Annotated in this window: 18 protein-coding genes and 1 pseudogene; 12 read left to right on the forward strand and 7 right to left on the reverse strand. The window is 56.5% G+C overall.

The window, feature by feature from the left end:
• From ACQY4M_RS06110 to ACQY4M_RS06120, 3 genes are all read right to left on the reverse strand, one after another.
• A partial coding sequence (locus ACQY4M_RS06110) for a dihydroxy-acid dehydratase (protein ID WP_428542121.1) occupies positions 1 to 956 on the reverse strand: 956 nt, incomplete at its 3' end.
• 547 nt (positions 957 to 1,503) lie between these two features.
• A protein-coding gene (locus tag ACQY4M_RS06115; protein ID WP_428539245.1) for an IS3 family transposase occupies positions 1,504 to 2,636 on the reverse strand; the annotation gives its coding sequence in 2 pieces (ribosomal slippage) (positions 1,504 to 2,384 and positions 2,384 to 2,636; 1,134 coding nt in all).
• Positions 2,637 to 3,075: 439 nt separating this feature from the next.
• Entirely contained in the window at positions 3,076 to 4,119 is a 1,044-nt protein-coding gene (locus ACQY4M_RS06120; protein ID WP_428539227.1) for an IS5 family transposase, read from the reverse strand.
• Positions 4,120 to 4,235: 116 nt separating this feature from the next.
• Here ACQY4M_RS06120 and ACQY4M_RS06125 point away from each other — a divergent pair, with 116 nt between their 5' ends.
• Positions 4,236 to 5,201, forward strand: a complete 966-nt coding sequence (locus tag ACQY4M_RS06125; protein ID WP_428542124.1) for an MBL fold metallo-hydrolase — start codon at positions 4,236 to 4,238, stop codon at positions 5,199 to 5,201.
• A 176-nt stretch (positions 5,202 to 5,377) separates the two neighbouring features.
• Here the strand turns inward: ACQY4M_RS06125 and ACQY4M_RS06130 are convergent, their stop codons facing one another.
• On the reverse strand, positions 5,378 to 5,980 hold the full coding sequence (locus ACQY4M_RS06130) for a hypothetical protein (RefSeq protein WP_428542127.1): 603 nt from the start codon (positions 5,978 to 5,980) through the stop codon (positions 5,378 to 5,380).
• A gap of 81 nt (positions 5,981 to 6,061) precedes the next feature.
• On the opposite strand from ACQY4M_RS06130, the gene ACQY4M_RS06135 reads away from it, so the two are divergent.
• Entirely contained in the window at positions 6,062 to 7,117 is a 1,056-nt protein-coding gene (locus tag ACQY4M_RS06135; RefSeq protein ID WP_428542130.1) for an IS5 family transposase, read from the forward strand.
• Positions 7,118 to 7,370: 253 nt separating this feature from the next.
• On the opposite strand, the gene ACQY4M_RS06140 is transcribed toward ACQY4M_RS06135, so the two are convergent.
• A complete protein-coding gene (locus ACQY4M_RS06140) occupies positions 7,371 to 8,843 on the reverse strand; it encodes an ABC transporter substrate-binding protein (RefSeq protein WP_428542133.1) in 1,473 nt (490 codons plus the stop codon).
• A 29-nt stretch (positions 8,844 to 8,872) separates the two neighbouring features.
• A complete protein-coding gene (locus ACQY4M_RS06145) occupies positions 8,873 to 10,168 on the reverse strand; it encodes an acetylornithine deacetylase/succinyl-diaminopimelate desuccinylase family protein (RefSeq protein ID WP_428542136.1) in 1,296 nt (431 codons plus the stop codon).
• Positions 10,169 to 10,265: 97 nt separating this feature from the next.
• On the opposite strand from ACQY4M_RS06145, the gene ACQY4M_RS06150 reads away from it, so the two are divergent.
• From ACQY4M_RS06150 to ACQY4M_RS06190, 9 genes are all read left to right on the forward strand, one after another.
• Positions 10,266 to 10,823: a LuxR C-terminal-related transcriptional regulator gene (locus tag ACQY4M_RS06150; protein WP_428542139.1), complete on the forward strand. Its 558-nt coding sequence runs from the start codon at positions 10,266 to 10,268 to the stop codon at positions 10,821 to 10,823.
• A gap of 111 nt (positions 10,824 to 10,934) precedes the next feature.
• Entirely contained in the window at positions 10,935 to 12,005 is a 1,071-nt protein-coding gene (locus tag ACQY4M_RS06155; protein WP_428542142.1) for a hypothetical protein, read from the forward strand.
• The gene (locus ACQY4M_RS06160) at positions 12,006 to 13,136 is read left to right on the forward strand and encodes a hypothetical protein (protein WP_428542145.1); all 1,131 of its coding nucleotides are present in this window, start codon (positions 12,006 to 12,008) and stop codon (positions 13,134 to 13,136) included.
• Positions 13,137 to 13,272: 136 nt separating this feature from the next.
• Entirely contained in the window at positions 13,273 to 15,207 is a 1,935-nt protein-coding gene (locus tag ACQY4M_RS06165) for an ATP-binding protein (protein ID WP_428542148.1), read from the forward strand.
• Positions 15,208 to 15,236: 29 nt separating this feature from the next.
• The gene (locus tag ACQY4M_RS06170; RefSeq protein WP_428542151.1) at positions 15,237 to 15,551 is read left to right on the forward strand and encodes a hypothetical protein; all 315 of its coding nucleotides are present in this window, start codon (positions 15,237 to 15,239) and stop codon (positions 15,549 to 15,551) included.
• The gene (locus ACQY4M_RS06175; protein ID WP_428542154.1) at positions 15,538 to 15,891 is read left to right on the forward strand and encodes a hypothetical protein; all 354 of its coding nucleotides are present in this window, start codon (positions 15,538 to 15,540) and stop codon (positions 15,889 to 15,891) included. Before ACQY4M_RS06170 ends, ACQY4M_RS06175 begins: the two co-directional genes overlap by 14 nt.
• Positions 15,888 to 17,252: a DUF6638 family protein gene (locus tag ACQY4M_RS06180; protein ID WP_428542157.1), complete on the forward strand. Its 1,365-nt coding sequence runs from the start codon at positions 15,888 to 15,890 to the stop codon at positions 17,250 to 17,252. The genes ACQY4M_RS06175 and ACQY4M_RS06180 overlap by 4 nt, the downstream gene beginning before the upstream one ends.
• A gap of 1 nt (position 17,253) precedes the next feature.
• The gene (locus ACQY4M_RS06185; RefSeq protein ID WP_428542160.1) at positions 17,254 to 17,529 is read left to right on the forward strand and encodes a hypothetical protein; all 276 of its coding nucleotides are present in this window, start codon (positions 17,254 to 17,256) and stop codon (positions 17,527 to 17,529) included.
• A 9-nt stretch (positions 17,530 to 17,538) separates the two neighbouring features.
• Entirely contained in the window at positions 17,539 to 18,234 is a 696-nt protein-coding gene (locus ACQY4M_RS06190) for a DUF1523 family protein (protein WP_428542163.1), read from the forward strand.
• 34 nt (positions 18,235 to 18,268) lie between these two features.
• Here ACQY4M_RS06190 and ACQY4M_RS06195 read toward each other — a convergent pair.
• A pseudogene (locus ACQY4M_RS06195) lies at positions 18,269 to 18,838 on the reverse strand (DMT family transporter); the annotation flags it as partial.
• Positions 18,839 to 18,927: 89 nt separating this feature from the next.
• Here ACQY4M_RS06195 and ACQY4M_RS06200 point away from each other — a divergent pair.
• Positions 18,928 to 20,178 (forward strand): IS256 family transposase, encoded by a 1,251-nt coding sequence (locus ACQY4M_RS06200; protein WP_428539230.1) that lies wholly within the window; start codon positions 18,928 to 18,930, stop codon positions 20,176 to 20,178.
• Positions 20,179 to 20,199 lie beyond the last annotated feature (21 nt).

Here is a 20,199-nt window from a genome sequence, read left to right on the forward strand (position 1 = left end):
TACTGCCCGCCCGGTTTCAGATCGACGAAATAGGGGGTCTCGCGGAAGATGTCGCAAACGTCGGTCAGATCAAAATCAATCCCAGCTTCGTGCGCAATGGCGGGCAGGTGCAGACCGGCATTGGTCGAGCCACCTGTGCAGGCCACCACCCGCGCCGCATTGATCAGCGCCTCGCGGGTCACGATGTCACGCGCGCGGATATTTTTCTCAAGCAGGTTCATCACCGCCACGCCTGACGCCTCGGCATACTGGTCACGGCTCTCGTAAGGGGCGGGGGCACCGGCGGAATTGGGCAGGGCAAGGCCGATCGCCTCGGATACACAAGCCATGGTGTTGGCGGTGAACTGGCCACCACAGGCACCGGCCGAGGGGCAGGCAACCGATTCCAGCATTTCCAGCTCGGCGTCGGTCATATTGCCCGCCTGATGCTGGCCCACGGCCTCGAATACGTCCTGAACGGTCACATCGCGGCCATCCAGACGAGCCGGCAGGATCGAGCCGCCATAGATGAACACTGAGGGCACGTTCAGACGCACCATCGCCATCATCATGCCGGGCAGGGATTTATCACAACCGGCCAGCCCCACCAGCGCGTCATAACAATGACCGCGCATGGTCAGTTCAACGGAATCCGCAATCGCCTCGCGGCTGGCAAGGGATGAACGCATCCCCTCGTGCCCCATGGCAATGCCGTCGGTGACGGTGATGGTGGTAAATTCGCGCGGGGTGCCTTCGGCGGCTTTCACGCCCATCTTGACCACCTGCGCCTGACGGTTCAGGGCGATGTTACAGGGGGCGGCCTCGTTCCAGCAGGTGGCCACACCGACCAGCGGCTGGTGGATTTCAGCCTCGCTCAGGCCCATCGCATAAAGGTATGAGCGATGCGGCGCCCGTTCCGGCCCTTCGGTGACGTGACGGCTGGGAAGTCTGGATTTGTCGAATTTGGTATTTTTCATGATGGACCCCTGAATAAAGCTTGGAATTTGAATAGGGGATGGGGGCGGGTTCATCAAGTGGGGATGATGGGGGAGGACAATCCGTGGGTTGGGGTTGGTAAGTCATCCACTTTCGTATGAACTGCCCATCTATCTTCTGAAAAGTTCAGAAAATGCTTCAACACTGATCTTTTAGTGAGGCCAGCAGCCTGTTAGTCTTACCTCAACATATCATGCAAATATGAAAGAGAATCTTTGCCACCTAAAAGATTACATAGATACACATCGTTTTCATCGCTGATGAATATGTTGTTAGAGAAGAAAATTACTTTGCTCGATCCTTCGGGATGGGATGATCGGAACGATGCGTATTTTCTTGATGCATACCGAAAGAAAGTAAGTGCGAAACACGTTTATGCTCTGTGCTTTACTGAGGCGCAGCAAAAATATCATCATTGGAGCGTATTCGCTTCTGGAACTGATGGTGTTTGCATTTCATTCAACAAATAGAGGTGGTCCCACTTTTTTGACCAGTCAGCAGCCAGTTTAAGATGGATCAGGGTTTCATTTAGGCTGCCAAACTCATTGGTTTTGTTTTTCTGTCATAGGCTTCATCCGGGGTCAATATTCCGTGGGTGGAATGCGGGCGCTCGGTGTTGTAGTAAGCCAACCATTTCCCGATCCCGGCGCGGGTCTGCGAACCCGTTTCAAATGCGTTGAGGTAAATGCATTCGTATTTCAAGGATCGCCAAAGCCGCTCGATCATCCGGTTATCGACCCAGCGACCTTTGCCATCCATCGAGATTTTCACGTCGGCTTCTTTCAGCGCCTGCGTCCATTCAAACCCGGTGAACTGGCTGCCCTGGTCGCTGTTCATGATATCGGGCTTGCCGTATTTGGCCATAGCCTCTTTCAGGGCTTCAACGCAAAAATCTGCCTCCATGCTGTTTGACAATCTCCAGCTCAAAACCTTGCGGCTGTGCCAGTCCATGATCGCGACCAAATAGAGGAACCCGCGCTGCATCGGAATGTAGGTGATATCTACGCACCACACATGGTTTGGACGATCAATCGTCAGGTCTCGCAGCAGATACGGGTAGATCTTATGCTGCGGATGTTTCTTGCTCGTGTTGGGCGTCTGGTAGATCGGAACCAACCGCATCAGCCGCATCAAACGGCGGACCCTGTGGCGACCACACTTGTAACCTTGGCGCTGCATGTGCCGGGCCATTTGCCGTGATCCATACCACGGCGTCTGCAAGAATTGCTTGTCGATTATTGTCATGAACCGCAAATTTTCAGCACTTTCGCCTTTTGGCTGGTAATACAGGTTCGAGCGCGCCAGAGAAAGTAGCCCGCATTGTCGTCGCACACTCAGATCATGCTCACGGCTCACCATTTTTTGCCTCGCTTCCCGAGCAACTGTTGCGAGGCGTTGGCTAAAAAATCCCGTTCCACGACCAGCTGACCAATCTTGGAGTGCAGCTTCTCAATCTGGGCTTCATCAACCCGATCAGGATCACGGCCCCGTCTGGAAAATGCCGTGGCCATGTTTTCAATCGCTGCTCGTTTCCATGTGCCAATCTGGGTTGGATGCACACCATACTTCTTCGACAGCTCCGCCATCGTCATTTCCTCGCGGATTGCTTCAAGCGCAACGCGGGCTTTGAATTCGGGAGAATGGTTCTTTCGTTTCGTCATTTTGAATCGTCTTTCTCATAAGTCGATCCACCTTAACAACTGGTCCGAATTTCCGCGACCACCTCTAATTAAAGCTTATTCGGTCGGTTAAGGACGCAGGATCGTTCGAGTTTAAACAGGTGAAATATATGAGCGCAACAAAAGCCGAGCGAGAATTGCCATTCACCAATGGCGACTTAAAATTCACAAAACACTTAAGATATTCAGATGAAAAGGAGTGGAGGCTTCTATACACCGACTATAATGGCGTGACGTCAAACCCGACCATACCGTTCACTTTTGAATCTAGGGAACCTCTGTAAATTCCCGTTTTCGCCTTCTTCGCGGCGGGGTGGACGGTTTTTCGCCTGTCCCGCCTGATTGCTTCGGATCATAAACCCATTTTCACCGGTTTCAAGCCGGTTTTGGGTATTTCAGGCACACCTCACCCCATGAACCCTTATCCCGGCGCCGCCAGGCCGCATTCGAACTGGACGAAGCGCTTCATGTTGTAGACCAGGTTCATCATCCCGATGCGAAATCGCGCCCGCTTCAGGCCGATGGAGCGGATCAGCTTGCCGCCCATGGAGCGCTCCTGAAAAGCGAATACATGCTCGACCCGGACCCGCACTTTCGAGCGCCTCCGGTTGGCCTTTTGCTGGCGCTCGCCAAGCGGCTTGCCGCGCCTGCCCTTGTGATGGATATGGCTGTGAAGCCCCCGCTCTTCCAGCTCGCTTTCGATCTTTTGCGAGCGATAGGCGCTGTCGGCCCACAGGTCCGATGAGGTGTTGCTCGCATCAATCAGACCGGCAAGCGCCTGGCTGTCATGCACGGCGGCATCGGTGACATCATAAGCGCGGATGAATTTGTGCCGCCGGTCGACATTGATGTGGTTCTTGTAGCCGTAATAGCTCTTGCCGTGCTTCTTCGTCCAGCGCGCATCCACGTCCTTCTGGCGCTTCTTGTGGGGTTTTTCCTCCCACTCTTCAGGCGTTTCGCCCGCCTTGATTTTCTCGTTCTCGTCCCTTTTGTTGTGCTGGCGCGGCGCCGGAACGATGCTCGCATCAACAATCTGCCCGCCCATCGCCAGATAGCCCTTTTCGCGCAGAAAGGCATCGAACTTGTCAAACAGCTCCTTCATCTTCCCGGCCCCGGCCAGCCTTTCACGGTAGGCCCAGATGGTCTTGGCGTCAGGTACGCTGTCTTCAATGCCAAGGCCGAGAAACCGCATGAACGACAGGCGGTCGCGGATCTGATACTCGATCTGATCGTCAGAGAGGTTGTAGAGCTGCTGCAAAACCATCGTCTTGAATATCAGCACCTCATCCCAAGGCGGGCGGCCAGCGTTGGATTTGCGCTGTTCGGGCGGCGTGCGCCATATGGCCTTCAGCTCGTCCCGGTAATCCTCGAACGGCACCATGTCGTTGAGCAACACCAGCGGATCACCAGATTTGTCCAGTCCCGCGTATCGGCTGGAAAGATCAAAAAATCCCATCTGACCCATGACAAAACCCCGTCGGTCGAATCATTTTCATCCTGATGACGATTCTACCCCGTCAGGCCGGATTTTGGGGGATTTTTAGAGGTTCCCTAAAGGCCAAACCTGAAACGAGGCGCGCGATGACCCTGATGAAACCCACCCGACGTGATTTGCTGAAACTGGCGGCGATGGCCCCGGCGATGGCGTTCCCGCTAAGTGCGCGGGCCGAACTGGGGCCGCCGACGGGGGATAACCCTGCGCATTTCCGCTTTTCGATTGGCGATGCACGGCTGACGATCATTTCGGACGGCTATTTTCAGACACCGGTCAGCGGCATTGGTGTGAATGCCGATCCGGCCGAAGTTCAGGCCTTTATGGCGGCGCATTTTCTGCCGACGGACAAGGCCTATGCCCATACCAACCATCTGTATATCGAGATCGGCGATGCCAAGGTGCTGGTCGATGTTGGCTCGGGCAGCCGGTTCTTTGATACCACGGGCCGTCTGATGGCGAATATGGAGGCGGCGGGGATTGATCCGCAAGGGGTGACCCATGTGGTGATGACCCACGCGCACCCCGACCACATTCTGGGCATCCGCGATGATTTTGACGAGGCGATCATTCCCGAGGCCGCCTATACTATTGGCCAGATCGAGCATGATTACTGGATGCAGGATGATCTGGTTAATCAGGTGCCCGAGGAACGCCAACAATTCGTTCTGGCGGCGGTGAATTCAATCAATGCGGACGGGGTGGAATGGATCATGGCGCAGGACGGGCACGAAGTGGTGCCGGGCGTAACGATGATGCACACGCCGGGACATACGCCGGGGCATATGTCGATCCGGCTGGAAAGTGGTGGCAAGACGCTGATTGCGCTGGGCGATTGTCTGACCAATGCGAATGCCAGTTTTGCACGGCCTGACTGGTATCTGGCGCGGGATCAGGAACAGCCGATGGCGGCGGATACGCGCAAGAAGGTGCTGGGCATGGCGGCGGATGAACGGATCGCGGTGCTGGGATATCACTTCCCGTTCCCCGGGGTTGGGCATGTAATGCGGGACGGGGATGCATTTAGGTTTGTGCCGGCGTTGTGGCGGTTTTAACGGGTTTAGGAGTTGAACACCCCTTTGCCCGGTGGCACCGCCGGGCAGCGCCCGACCCTCCCCACGGGAGGGCGCTTTTACAATGTTTCAACAAGTACAGCAGGTGTGGGAAAATTCACCGTCTGGAATAGCAAACCGTCCTTACGCCCACCCAGGGTCGGGCGCTGCCCTGCGCCCTAGCGCGGCACCACCCGAAAATCGGCAAAATAAGTTACCGCATCGGCTTTGGTCCACAGGCCAACCCCGCCTGCTTTGGTAAAGGTACCATCGTTGTGGTTCAGCAGCGGCTGACCATCCAGCGTCCCCTGAAAATGGCCGCCGGTCTGGGTGATGGTCATTTCATGCCAGCCCGCGGTTAGGGCAATGCTGGCGCTGGCCAATTTGCGTCGGTGGCCGTTTTTGACGGTGTAAAAGCGGAAATTGTCCTCGAGCGGGTTAAAGCGGGCGATGTAATAGTTTTCATCATCCTGAACCCGCCACATGATGCCGCCACCTTGGTCCGAGTTGCCGGAAACAGCCTTGAACCGGACCGATATACTGCCATCCAAAAAGCGGATGTTCTGGTTGGTAATTGCATTGAAGCCGCTGCCAAAAAGCCCGAACAGGCCGGAATCCGATTGGCTGGTCATGGCCAGAACGGGGGTGCCATAGTCATTTATGACTTGCCAGTCTGATGCATCCTCGCCTTCGCCAGTGATTTGCCAGCCTTGGGGAAGGGCGCCAACCTGCAAGGACCAATGGTTGGACTGGGCCAATGCAGGGCCAGACACGAATGCCAACAAAAGACCTCTGCATAACATCGGGATTCCCCCGGGTTGGCCGTTTTGGTAAGCTAGCCGGGAAATCTCTGGGGTGAATAGATGGACCTTTTCCTGCACGAAGCGGCGGCACGGATCGGCGCGGATGACGTTCTGTCGAAGATCGACGCGCTGATGGATTGGAACTCGTTTTTGCCGATCCTGCGGCGCGGTCTGGGGCGCTCGGGGATCGGGCCTCAGGGCTATGATCCGCTGGTTCTGTTCAAGTGTCTTCTGGTTGGCCAGTGGCACGGGCTGAGCGACCCGAAGCTGGAGCGGGCCTTGAAGGTGCGGCTGGATTTCATGCTGTTCTGCGGGCTCGATCTGCACGCGTCGGTGCCGGATGAGACGACCCACTGCCGGTTCCGCAATGCGCTGGTCCGGGGTGGCGTTTACGATGAGCTGCTGGCCGAGGTCTGCCGCCAGATCGAGGCGCATGGGCTGAAGCTGAAAGAGGCTGAGGCGGCGATCATTGATGCGACCCTGATCGCGGCGGCGGCGCGCCCGCGCACCCATATCGACGCCCCGCAGGACCGGGCAGAGGACCGGGCAGAGGACGGGGCAAGGGAAGGGACGCCGGATGATCCGCCCGAGGTCTCACCCGACGGGGCACAGCTGCATTTCAGCGCCGACCCTGATGCCCGCTGGGTCAAGAAGGGCCGCAAGAGCACGCTCGGCTACAAGGGCTTTGCCCGCTGCGACGAAGAGGGCTTTATCGACAAGGTGCACACCACGCCCGCCAATGCCGCCGAAAGCCCCGAATTCGCCACCATGATCGCGGGCGCAAAGGCGCAGCGGGTGCTGGCCGACAAGGCCTATGCGAGCAAGGCCAACCGCCAGATGCTGCGCGGCAAATACCGCGACGGCATCCTGCGCAAGGCAGCGCGCGGCCGCCCCCTGCGGCAATCGGAGAAACGCTTCAACCGGCTGATTTCGAAACGCCGCTTCCGCATCGAGCAGACTTTCGGCACGATGAAACGCCTCTTCGGCCTGCAGCGGGCGAGATATTTCGGGCGCGCCAGGGTGCATGCCCAGATGGTCATGGCCGCCATCGCGCAAAACCTGCTCAAGGCCGCAAACAGGATCACCCTCAACCCGCAAACCCCCGCAATCGCATAGCCCCAAACCCCGCCACCCGTCTGTCCGCCGGACCCGCAGGGGCGCAAGGTGGGCGGCCGAAATCTTGCTTCAACCGAAAGCCATGGCCTCATGCAGAGGTCTTAACAAGGTAACAAGAACAAGGCGGAGCATCGGGGTAATCCTTATAATAATTACACGCCGTAGCGTTCGGAAAATTGGCTGTTCTTGTCAAGCCGATAACAAAAAGGGCGCCCGTGTCAGGCGCCCTTCGGTGTTGAGTTCAGGGTCTGGATCAATCGGTCCAGCTAACCCCCGTCAAATCATTCGCTTGCGTCGGTGAATTTTCCCACAACCCCTGAATTTTTGCATTGGCAACGCCGGTTTTGGCCAGTTGGAACAGGAAGCCGTTGACGTAATCCTTTGCGATCATGGTTTGCGCTTCGCCAAGGATGGCTTTGCGCGCTTCGGGATCGGTTGTCAGGTTCAGCTTGTCCATCAACGCCTGAAAATCCGGGTTGTCATACTGGAAGTAGTAATCAGGGCGCGCATAGATATTGATGTCCATCGGCTCGGTGTGGCTGACGATGGTCAGATCGAAATCCTTGCCTTTGAACACCTGTTCAATCCACTGCGCCCATTCCAGATTGGAAATCTCGGTCTCGATGCCGACGGCCCGCAGTTGCGAGGCGATGATTTCACCGCCGCGCCGTGCGTATGTCGGCGGGGGTAGCATCAGGCGCAGTTTCAGGCCCTCTTGACCGGCTTCGGCCAGCAGTTTCTTTGACAGCTCGGGATCATAGGCGGACAGGCCTGTCAGATCCACATAGGCCGGATTATGCGGCGCAAAGTGGGTGCCGATGGGCGTGCCGTAACCGAACATCGCACCATCAATGATTTCCTGACGGTTGATGGCGTGGGCGATGGCCTCGCGCACCTTTACGTTATCCAGCGGGCTGGATTTGTTGTTCATCGCCAGAATGGTTTCCCCCTCGGTCGAGCCGACGATCACTTTGAAACGCGGGTCCGATTTGAACTGTTCCAGCGTTTCGGGGGCGGGGAAGTTCGGGAAGGCATCGACATCGCCGGCCATCATCGCCGCGAAGGCTGCGTTCGGGTCCGCGATGAATTTGAACGTGGCCGAGGCAAGTGCCGGGGCATCGCCCCAATAGTTAGGGTTGCGCACCAGTTCGACGCGGTCGCCCTGCACCCAGTTGGCAAATTTGAACGGGCCGGTGCCGACAGGGTTTGTGGCAGCGTCGGCAATGCTTTCCTCGCCTACGATCACCGCATCCCCCCATGCCATGTTGAACGGGAAGCTACCGTTCGGTGCCGATAGTTTGACTTCGACAGTCAGCGGATCAACGGCGGTGACGCTTTCGATACCGGCAAACAGCGCTTTTTGCGCATTGGTCGAATCCTCGGCCCGGGCGCGGTTCAGGGAAAACACCACGTCATCGGCGTTCATATCGGTGCCGTCATGGAATTTTACACCATCATGCAGATGGAACGTATATGTCAGGCCATCCTCGGAAATGTCCCAGCTTTCGGCCAGCGCCGGATTGACCGAGCCATCGGGGCCAAAACGGGTCAGGCCCTCGAACACATTGGCGTAAACCACTTCGTCGATAGCGGCGGCTGCACCGGCTGTCGGGTCAAGGTTTGGTGGCTCAAGCACCATACCGACAGTGATCGAATCCTGCGCTGCAAAGGCGGTGCCGGCACTTAGCGCAAGTGCTGCGACGGTTATTTTCAGGCGGTTAAACATATGATTCTCCCTATGTAATTATCGTTAGCTTAGTGCGGTAATAGCAGCTCTGCCAAGGCCAAAGCCATGACCTGTCCGCTATCGATCATATCCTGCACGCCGACCCATTCGTCCGGCTGGTGCGCAAGGTCCAGAATGCCGGGGCCATAAGCGATGCAGTTCTTCAGTTTTCCGATGCGGTCAATGTGTTTTTGGTCGTAGGTGCCCGGCGACACGACGTATTCGGGGCGTTTGTCCATCACGGTTTCAATCGCCTTTGCAACAGTTGTCACCACGGGGGCGTCTTCGGCGGTCATGGTGGGCTGGACCTCGAACAAATCACGGATGTCGTATTCGAATTCGGGGCGTTCGGCTTTGATTTTCTCCAGCATCTGCGCCACTTCGCCTTTGACCACGTCAATGTCTTCTTCGATCAGGAAACGCCGGTCAATGATGATACGGCAACGGTCAGGCACGCAAGGGGTGGGCAGGCCTGTGTATTCGTCGGGCTGTTCCGGTGCGCCGCCGTGGATTGAATTGATGTTCAGGGTCGATTGCTTTGCCCCGTCCGGCACCACGGGCATGTCGGTGTGTTTGCTGGCCAAAAGAGGGAAGAGGTAAGTTTCCATTTCTTCCAGCACCGCGCCCATGTGCCGGACGGCACAATCCCCAAGGAACGGCATCGAGCCATGCGCGATACGTCCCTTGGTTTCGATTTCCGCCCACCAGACGCCACGATGGCCAAGGCAGATGCGGTCTTTGTTCAATGGTTCCGGAATTATGACATGTTGCACGCGATCGGGGTTGAAATATCCCTTTTGGGCCAGATAGGCGACACCGCCATAGCCACCGGATTCCTCGTCTGCTGTGGCGCTGATTTCGATGGTGCCGGCGAAATCGGGGCAGGTGGCGATAAACGCCTCGGCGGCGATGATCGAGGTCGCCAGACCGCCTTTCATATCGCAGGAGCCACGGCCATAGATTTTGCCATCCTCCAATTCGCCGCCAAAGGGGTCACGGGTCCAGCCGTGGCCGACCTCGACCACGTCGTGGTGGCTGTTGAAATGCACGCAATCGCCTGCGCGGGTGCCTTTGCGCCGCGCGACCATGTTCCAGCGGGGGTATTCGTCACTGTCGGCAAGCGCCCCTTCGGCGCGGATCAGTTCAATTTCGAACCCGTTTTCACCCAGACGTTCGGCCAGAAATGTGCAGATTTCGCGGTACTTTTGCCCCGGCGGATTCAGCGTGGGGATTCGGATCAACTGTTGGGTCAATTCGATCAGCGCCTCGCGCCGATCCTCGACCGCGGCTAGCAATTTATCCGAAATTGATGGGTTATCCGTCATTTTGATGCTGTCCCCTGATATCAGGACTGGTGCGTCCGATGATAATAAGAGTATCAATTAAAAGGACGAATTCACACAATACGGTAAAAACACGGTAATGGCGCAAACACTGGACGACTTATCCCTGCTGGCCTTTGACAGCGCACCGATGGGGTTGGTGCTGACCGAGGATCGGGTGATCCGCACCTGCAACGACACATTCTGCCGGATGGTGGGCTATGACAAAAAGGCGCTGCTGGGGCAGTCGTTTAGGATGCTGTATCAAAGCGATGGCGAGTTTCGGCAGATCAGGAATATCGGGCTGGCGCATCTGAAAGAATCCGGTTGCTATTCGGATGAACGGCTGGTGCGCCATCGGGATGGTCGCCAGCTCTGGTGCCGGTTTCGCGCCGTGACACTGACGCCGGATGACCCGCTGGCCCGCACGGTCCTGAGTTTCGCGCATATTCCCGAGCAAATGCCGGACACCGCCCTGACCAAACGCGAGCGCCAGGTTGTCGGGTTTTTAAGTCAGGGTTTGACCAGCAAAGAGATCGCCCGCCGCCTGTCGCTGTCCCCGCGCACGATTGAAGACTACCGCACCAACCTGCGAAAGAAGTTCGGCGCGCGCAACACCAATGAATTACTGGCCTATCTGGTGCGTCTGGAGGCTTGATAAATAACGGGTTTTTATAGATAACAGTGGGGAAATTGAATATGGCCGCTTTGAAAAACGGTTTAATACACCCCATATATGGCACAATCCATTCATCCATAAGGAGCAAAGATGGCCGATTTTGACGCCCAGATTAAAGAGTCCCAAGAACAAGTCGCAGCTGCACAAAGCAAGATTTCAGAAATCACCAGCCGAATTGAAGCGGCGCGTAGCAAGCTGGACGAAGGTATCAACATTGATGTTGAAAACGCCACGCTTGAGGATGTGCATGCCCATACCGAGTTGATGAACGCCAATATCGCCGATCTGATCATGGGTCTGGACGATGTCACAGCCGGATTTTCCAAAGATTTCGACGAAATGCGTAACAAGACGGGGATGGAGACCTTTATCGGCATTTTCTCCAAGGCAAAGGCGGATTCGATGCGTCAGGAACGGATCAGAGCCGCGTCGGTAGACGAAAAAGTGCAGGATCTGATTTCAAAGTCCGACGTCATTGTGAAGCTGCTGGAAGGGCAGTTGGCAGAACTGAACGTGCAAAAGGAGAAGGTTTCGGCAAACCTGTCCGAAACGCTGGATGATCGTGAATTGACGGTGGGTGAACTGGAAACGCTGCGGGTCGAAATTTTGGCGATGGACCCGAAGATTATTGAACTCGAGAATAAAATTTCGGTGGAACAGGACGCAGCGGCGCGGACCAAACTGGAAACCGAGCTGGCCGAACTGAATTCCCGATATAACGAGATGGTGCAGGACGAGCAGGTCAAGCTGGCCAAAAGCCAAACTCTGGAGCGGTATATCGAAACCGGCAAGACGTGGATTGATTCATTGCAGAACCAGGCAGCAACGCAGATGGTTCTGATCAACAAGCTGCAAACAGACACCAAGCAACGGGTTGTGCTGTATGATGCGCTGACCAAATCGCTGAAAACCGCGCAGCAGCAGGATGTGGCGCACCGGATCAACGAAATCGGCGTTGAAACCGATCAGGAAGCACAGGCTGCGATGGCGGCGATTGGTTCGGCCACCAATCAGCGGATGGCCGACATGATGGAAGCGCACGAGGACCACATGGTGTTTGCCCGCAAGGTGCTGGAACAAAAAGCCAAGGTGGACGAGCGGTTCGCGCGACGGTTCGAGAAGATCGTCGAGAAGCATGACAAGAACCTGTATGGCGGTTAGATGCCCAAGGTGGACCTGACCCAAGATCACGCCAGCCTTGACGACGCTCTGACAGCGCGGCGGTATTTTGCCAAGTTTGACGCGATCACCGCCCATCTGGCGCGGGTGGCGGGGGCGATGGAGTCCGAGGGCAAGTTAAGCAAGGCGGATGTGGCGATCCTTGGGCGGTATATTCTGGGGATTTCCCGCACCTTCAGTGCGCTTTCCAACAAATACCTGCTGACGGGCCGGATCAGCGGGCCGATGGCCGGGGTTCTGGATTTTGATCGGGTCGAGAGCGGCTTTCCGGTGGCGCAAGAACTGATGACCATGGCCAATGACGCCCATCAGGCCGAACGCCATCTGCGCAATATGCCCTCCAAATCCGAGATCAAGGACGATATGATCCGCAAGATCGTGGGCGATCTGGAAATCCCGACCAAGCTGCAATTCGCAATGTCACAGCGGCTCTATTACGAAGAGCTGCAAAAGGGCGAATTGTTCTGGCCACAGAATGATCCCGAAGCCTTGTGGATGGGCAATGACGGCGATAGCAGGCGGCGGTATCTGGTGCATTGGGCGGTTTATGACAGTCAGGTGAACCTGCCGGTGATCTATCTGATGGAGGTCGAGGATACCGGATCAACCGCCCTGCCCAAGGACCAGCGCCGCTGGCCCGAAGCCCAGGCGCATCTGATGGCGCAATCGCTGGACGGGCTGAAGCTGGTGACGGTTGCCAAAGGGTTTGATCAGGATTTCGATGATCTGCACCCCAAACGGTTGCGCCGGTTCCATGTGGGGCCGATGTATTCATCCGCCTTTACCCGCCAGACGGGGCCACTGCGTGAAGTTCTGGAAGAGGCCGATGGCGGCGTGGGCGAGGATTGGGCGCTTGCCTGGACGATGGAAGAACTGGAAAGCGAGCGGGTGATCGAGGAGAAATCCGGCTGGTTTTCCACGGTCGAGCGCGAGATTTTCGCGCTGGATCCGTTTTCCGGCCACGGGGCGGATACGGGGGCAACGCGGACCGAGCGGGCGATTATCCTGCCGCAAAAGCCCTATCAGGTGCTGGAAGAGAAAAAGCCGCGCGGGTTTCGCAGTGTGCGCAAATTTGTGGTCAGCCCGCAGGGGCGGGTTTTGAGTTATCGGTGATGTGAAAATCCATGATTTTCGCATCAGGCGGGATAGAGCGGGTTTTCAGGGAAAACCTGCGGAGTTCCGCGGGGTGAAGTTGAAGTGCCTCCGCGCGGGGCATATTTGGGCCATTTGGAAGATAAGGGAATAGTTGATGAATATGCCGAATGATCAGATGGAACTGCCCGAGGCGGATATCCGCAAGCATTATAATGCGGCCTCGGCGATGTTGACGGGGTTTGATCATACGCCGCGGATCGCCAAGGCCCGCGATGTCGAGGTGAAGGAAAAATCGGCCGGTCTGGGTACGCGGCGGCGGTTCCGGTCCACCACGCCCGGGTTGGTGACGCGTTCCACCGCGCGGCCCGAAGGGGTGCAGTTGCTGGCGCGGATCGAGGCGGCGGATGATGGCGACGTGATCATTTCGCCGGTGCAGGCCAATGTGATGTCGGGTTTGCGCCGCGCGTTGGCGATTGCGCTGGCGGTGGGCGAAGGCTTTGCCGAGGTCACGGGGCTGGTGGCGCTGAAGAAGGACAATCTGCAAGGGTCATTGGCGGCGGGCAAGAAGGAAGAGTTTGCCGAGTTGCTGGCTGCCGAGGCATTGGCAACGCTGTATACCTTTGCCAATGCGACATCGTTTTTTCTGGCCCCGCAAGCGGGCGAGGTAATGGTTGCGATTGGCGATGTCGAGGAAATTCTGACCGACAACGCCTTGCTGGCCCTGCACGGGGCACTGTGGGAGCTGGATCAGGATCTGGCGATTTTTGCGGATGAGGAACCCAAGCTGATTGCGACGGTTCTGGCCTTTGCCGAACAGGTGATGGAGAAGGTGGCCTTGCGGGCGCAGAATGCGCCACGCCTGAACGCGTTTACAGGGGCGTCTTACAAGGTCGAGGCCGATGATCTGACCATTGCCGGTTTCACACCTGCCCGCGCCGCCAAGGGCAGCAAGCTGACCATGACGTTCAAGAAACCGAACGAAGTGGTGGGCAATCATATCGCCAAATATCAGGCTGTGAAGCTGTCGAAAATGCTGATGGCCTATGATTTTGAACGCAAGCTGAATCCGTTTGCCGAACTGGGCGGGTTTATCTTTACCTTTATGGGGGATGGCGCGCCCGGGACGGGGAAAACCACGCTGATCCAGATGATGGCGGGGCTGATTTCCGGCTATTGCGAGGTGGCGGGCTATCCGTTCCGGTTCCAGAACCTGTCGACCGACAGTATCGACAGCTATCAGGGGAAATCGGGGCAAAACGCCAAGGCATTTATCAACAATGTGGTGGACCCGAATGTGATCGGTTTTGGCACGATTGACGATATTGACCAGTTGGCCGGCAAGCGGGGCGACCGGCAGTCCAGTGCGGGGCAGTTGGAGATCACGGCGGTTTTGATGGAGAGTTTCGCGGGCGCCAATACGGTGGTGCGCGGGAATTGCACATTCGGGATGTTCAGTAACTACCCCGAAAACGTGGACGACGCCTTGCGCCAGCGGGCCGGTGCGCGGTTTCTGGTGGACGGGCCGCAAACCCGTGAGGATTACATCGATATCCTGCATCTGCTGATGGGCAAGAACCATTCGATCCCTGTCGGGGACCATGAATTGTTCGCCGCGCAGGAAATCAAGAAGGCCGTTGCGGCGAGTTTTGAATCACATTCGAAGCCCCATGAAGAGGGTCTGCAGAAGGTGTTCGAACGGGTGCACAGCGAGATCGGCGATCTGGATACGATTGCCAAGCTGGGCACTTACCTTAAGGGCATTCAGGAGGCCGACCCGCGGTTCACGGGCCGCGCAATCAAGAACATCACCGATGCGGTCAAGGTGCGGGCGATGGATTTCGAACTGCCGGACGAATGGATGGAGGAACCGGAGCTGTTCCTGTTCAAACCCTATGACGAAAAGCTGGGGATGATCCGCGAGATGACCCAGCCGATTACCGTGGAAATGGTGATACAGGAAATCAACCGCTATGCGGACAGTGAATTCCGCTACGCCGACAAATCCGACGAAATCGCGATTGAAAACGCGGTGCGAGATATGCGGCGGATGGAAGAAGCCAAGCGGCGGTATTTGGAGGGGAAGGGGTGAGTTGTCCTTCGTATAGCATTGCAATATTAATGGCTTACCTTGTTTCTGCCTTGGTGATCCAGTTCATTGCAAAACGGACTGCGGAATGGTTTGCCCCCCCGACGTTTCTGTCCGTCGTAATAGGGCTGTTGATTGTTTGGGCTGTATTGGTGTTTTCGGTCTTTGTGCCTGGAATGTTGGTGATGATGTATGATTCACCAGATGCCCAACCTATCTGTTCGTATTATGCAGATGGTATGATGTTGCAGGGTTTTTACCTGTTATTCCCGTTTTATATCGGGTTTGTTTTCTTTTTCTATTTGAAGATTATCAGAACTGGAAAGCCTATAAATGACCCCGATTAACGTCCTCTCGCACTGGTCCTCGATGATCCTGCCGGCGGTGCTGATTGCTGCGCTGGCGGTTTTCCTACCGTTGTGGCTGGCGAAAAAGCTGCCCGAGAATATGGCGGGGCTGGGGGCGAACCTGTTGGCCTCTAGCGGGGTGTTGTTGTTTGTCAGTGTGCTGTATTTTACATGGTTCTATCTGGATCAGGACGTGCGCATGATGGGGATGATGTATGAACATTTCGGCGAAATGCTGCGGCACCTGACGCGGTTGGGGATGTTGTCGGCCATTCTGTGGGGGCCGATTTTGCTGGCCGTGCTGGCAATGCAGCCTAGTAAATGGAGGCCGGAGCTATGAAACGCCTGATCGAGCGCGGGTTGATGTTTGGCAATCTGATCCGCATATCCTCGCCTGCCCTTGTGGAGCGCTATAACCGTGCGCTGAAACAGTTGACGGGGAAAAAGACGCGGCTGAAATCCTTCCATGTCGATATATCCGGTTATTCTCCCGAGGTGGGCGACAGTCTGGGTGATCATCTTTACCTGAACGAAGGCGGGTGTAACCGGCAGTTCATCCTGCTGACGACCGAGCAGAAAACGGCGCCGTTGCTGAACGCGCAGTTTTCCACATCACGCGGAATTCTGCGCCAGTTTATCGAGGAAAACGAGGCGCAACTGTTTGCCCTGACCGCCAAGGATGCGGTGTCGGGCGAATTGCTGAACTCTGTCTATTCGGTTGAGGAACCGGCCAAACTATTTGACATAAGGCAGGTGACAATCGAGGCGGACACGACCGAGGCGCATGTGAAATCGGCCGAGGAACTGGCAGACAAGATTGACCGCTTCAAGCGCGAGGAAGATGCGTGGTGGGATGATGTTCTGATTGCGGAAATGATCGGACTGGCCAAGAAAACCGGCGATGTGACGCGGGCGCCTTTGAAGCTGAAGAAGATGACATTCCGGCAGGACAATTTCTGGACAAAGCATTTTGGCGGTATGTATGTTTTCCGCGATATGGAAAATCCGGCGGCGATTTGCGCGGGGGACAAGGACGAGCTGGGCAAGCTGCCGATCAAATATGTGTTCGATTTTACGGACCGCAACGAGATCGCGATTTTTCTGGAGCTGAATGATCTGGTCGAACCGATTGTAAAAGCACGCGGTGTGGATGCGGCGGCAATTCTGCAGCAGAAGATGGATTTCATTGTCGTCGATGTGGCCGCTGAAAAAGGCGAAAAGCTGGACCATGCCACGCGGCGGGATATTCGCGCGTTGACACGGCGCTATGCAGCGGATCTGCCCGAGGAGTTTCACGGGTTGGCGGCACTGCTGCGCTGGGCGCAGGGCGGGGGAAAATGGCCGCGCATAACATCGGACCATCCGGCGTATTTCTATACCCTGCGGGCCAAGCCGCATAAGGACCGCGATCTGGTGAATATGCTGCTGGCGGCGCTGACGCCCAAGGATATCCGGCAATTGTTCATTTGCCATAAAGAGCGGTTTTACCATTCCTATGCCGGATGGTCGGACGCCAAGAAAACCTATGTCGCCGAGTTTCTGGAGCGCGAGTATCAGGTGGACAAGGCAGGTGCGCGCAAGGCATTGTTCGGGTCGAAAGAGTCAATGCAAGAGCCTGACTCGGCCCCTGAACCGGCGCCCAAGCCAGAAGAATTAATAGAACTGGTCGGCCCCTGGGGTGCGGTTAGAAGGAGGAAATAGCATGGGATTTATCCGCCTGGTGGTGCTGGGATTTATTGCGATGACGGTGGTCTATTTCGCGATCTCGATCTATTCGCGATCAATCCGGCGCGAGAAGCTGGAGGATGCCTGGGATGCGGATCACCCCGAGGGGGGTGATGAAGCGGCGCGGGATGCTTATATTGAAAACGGAATGACAGAATACGAAAACGGATTTCGCAAAAAGCTGATCTGGCTGGTTTATGTTATTCCGACGATCGCGGTGGTTGTCACCCTGATTGTGATGAACACGAATTAGGGGTGCATTATGCGTAAATTCAAGATCACGTTGAAGGTTCTGCTGCTGCTGATTATCGGTGGCTTCTTCCATTATGTGTTGCCACAGCACGATATTGTGCGTGTAACTTCGACCGAGGTGATCCGCGCAGATTTTGAATGGTATAACCGGCTGTTCTATGCGCAGGCGGATAGCGGCAATGCTGATCTACCAACCCGGGATATTCGTCTGATCTATACGGAAAAGAAAAAGACATTTCTGTTAGGGTTCATTCCGCGCGACAGCACTGAAATCATGGTTTACCGCAACGAGGATACCGGCTGGATCTGGCCACCATACTTTAAATTCGACAGTTCCGATCTTCAGGCCGAGGCTGCTGCTCTAGCTTCGAAAAACGAAGAGACATGGGCAGTGATCACCCATTACGGCTGGCGGATAAAATTCCTTTCGGTCTATCCGAATGCGGTGGCTATTCGTCAGGTCGAAAGCCCAGATGTGACGATTATTCCGTGGTTCAACATCTTCTTCTTCGTCTTTCTGTTTGTTGCGTGGCGGTTCATCGTTGCAATGTGGCGGCAGTTCCGTGAACGCTCGGTTGATCCGCTGCTGGAAGATGCAGGCGAGGTTTGGGACAAGGTGGATGACCATGCAGATGCAGCCAGCGAAAAGGCGCGGGGTATCTGGGGACGGTTCATGGCGTGGCTGGCGACGTGGCGCAAGAAGTAGGATTCCATGCGCTGCGCGCGGCAGGTATTTAAGGTTAGGCCGGTTTGGTTCGGCTTCGCCACAGGGTGAACAAACCTGCCAGAACAACCACAGCCCCCCCAAGGGCCACGTTCCAGCGCAAGGTTTCATTGAAGAAAAAGATGCCGATAGAGGATGCAAACACCAGTTGCAGATAGGCAAAGGGTTGCACCGCGCTGGCCTCGGCCACCTCGTAGCATTTGATTAACAGCCAGTGACCCAGCACCGCCAGCAGGCAGAGCGCGCCCATCCAGATCCAGTCCGGCCCGCTCATCGGTTCCCAGAACCACATTCCGATAGCCGTGATGGCGATTGCCCCCACCGTGCCGGTCCAGAAGAAGCTGGTGGCGGTGCTGTCGTATCTGGCGGCATAGCGGGTCAGCAACCCGTATAGGGCGAAGATGAAGGCGGCGATCAGCGGGATGATGGCGGTGGGTTGAAACACCGTGACGCCCGGTTGCAGGATGATCAGCACCCCGACAAAACCGATGGCAACTGCTGCCCATCTGCGCCAGCCAACCGTTTCGCCAAGGATCGGGCCGGAAAGGGCGGCGATCAGCAGCGGGTAGCTGATGAATATGGAGTAATGCCCGAAAGTTGGTGATGGGGTGATTGGGTGGCATATCATGGCGGTGTTGACGCGCCGCGATTCTCAGAGAGAAAAGGATATGCCACATGGAAGACGATACTATTTTGGAGTTTACCGATCCAGCCGGAATTTCACCTGATCCGCTGACGGATATCTTGCGCAAAGGCGCGCGGGATCTGTTGGCACAGGCGGTCGAGGCCGAGGTTTGTGATCTGATGGCGCAACACGCGCATTTGAGGGATTCGGCCGGTCGCCAGCGCCTTGTTCGCCACGGATACCTGCCGGAGCGCGAGGTGATGACGGGGATCGGCCCTGTCCCGGTGAATGTGCCTCGGGTGCGTGATCGTGGCACGGGGGCGGAGAAGATCAGGTTCACCTCGACGCTTCTGCCGCCGTATCTGCGCCGGGCAAAGTCGGTCGAGGAGTTGTTGCCCTGGCTCTATCTCAAAGGTATTTCCACGGGTGATTTCGGCGAAGCACTGGCGGCCCTTCTGGGGCCTGATGCGGGTGGTTTGACATCGAGCACGATTTCGCGCCTGAAGGCGGAGTGGTGGGCAGAATACGAGCGTTGGAACCGGCGTGACCTGTCGGCCAAACGCTATGTGTATTTCTGGGCCGACGGGGTTTATTTCAAGCCGCGCACGGATGCTGACAAGCAATGCATGCTGGTGATCATCGGCGCGGACGAGTGGGGTAACAAGGATGTTCTGGGCCTCGTGGACGGGTATCGAGAAAGCAGCCAGAGCTGGCGTGAACTGCTGCTGGACTTGCAACGTCGTGGCCTCAGAAAAGCCCCTGATCTGGCCGTTGGTGATGGCGCGCTCGGCTTCTGGAACGCCTTGCGGGAGGTGTTCGGTGAGACCCGGGAGCAGCGCTGCTGGGTGCATAAAACCGGCAACGTCCTGAATGCCATGCCGAAGTCGCTGCAAGCCAAAGCCAAGGGCCATCTACAGGACATCTGGATGGCCGAGAACAAACGGGACGCCGAGGCCGCGTTCAATTTCTTCATCGAAGCCTATGGCGTGAAATACGAGCGTGCCGTGGGGAAGCTGACCAAGGACCGGGACGTGCTGCTGACCTTCTACGACTTCCCTGCCGAGCACTGGAAACACATCCGCACATCCAACCCCATCGAAAGCATATTTGCCACCGTGCGGCACCGAACGAAGAAGACCAAAGGCTGCCTCGGGCGCAAGACCGCCTTGGCAATGACCTTCCGCCTGATGATGTCGGCAAAGAAGAAATGGCGTAAACTCGACGGCGCATTCCGATTGCCGGAAATCATCGAAGGGGTTGAATTTAAGGACGGGATCAAGCAGGAAAAACATGCCGCCTGATTACTGCGTCACCAACTTTTG

It is taken from the genome of Profundibacter sp. (assembly GCF_965277155.1).
Classification (GTDB): Bacteria; Pseudomonadota; Alphaproteobacteria; order Rhodobacterales; family Rhodobacteraceae; genus Profundibacter.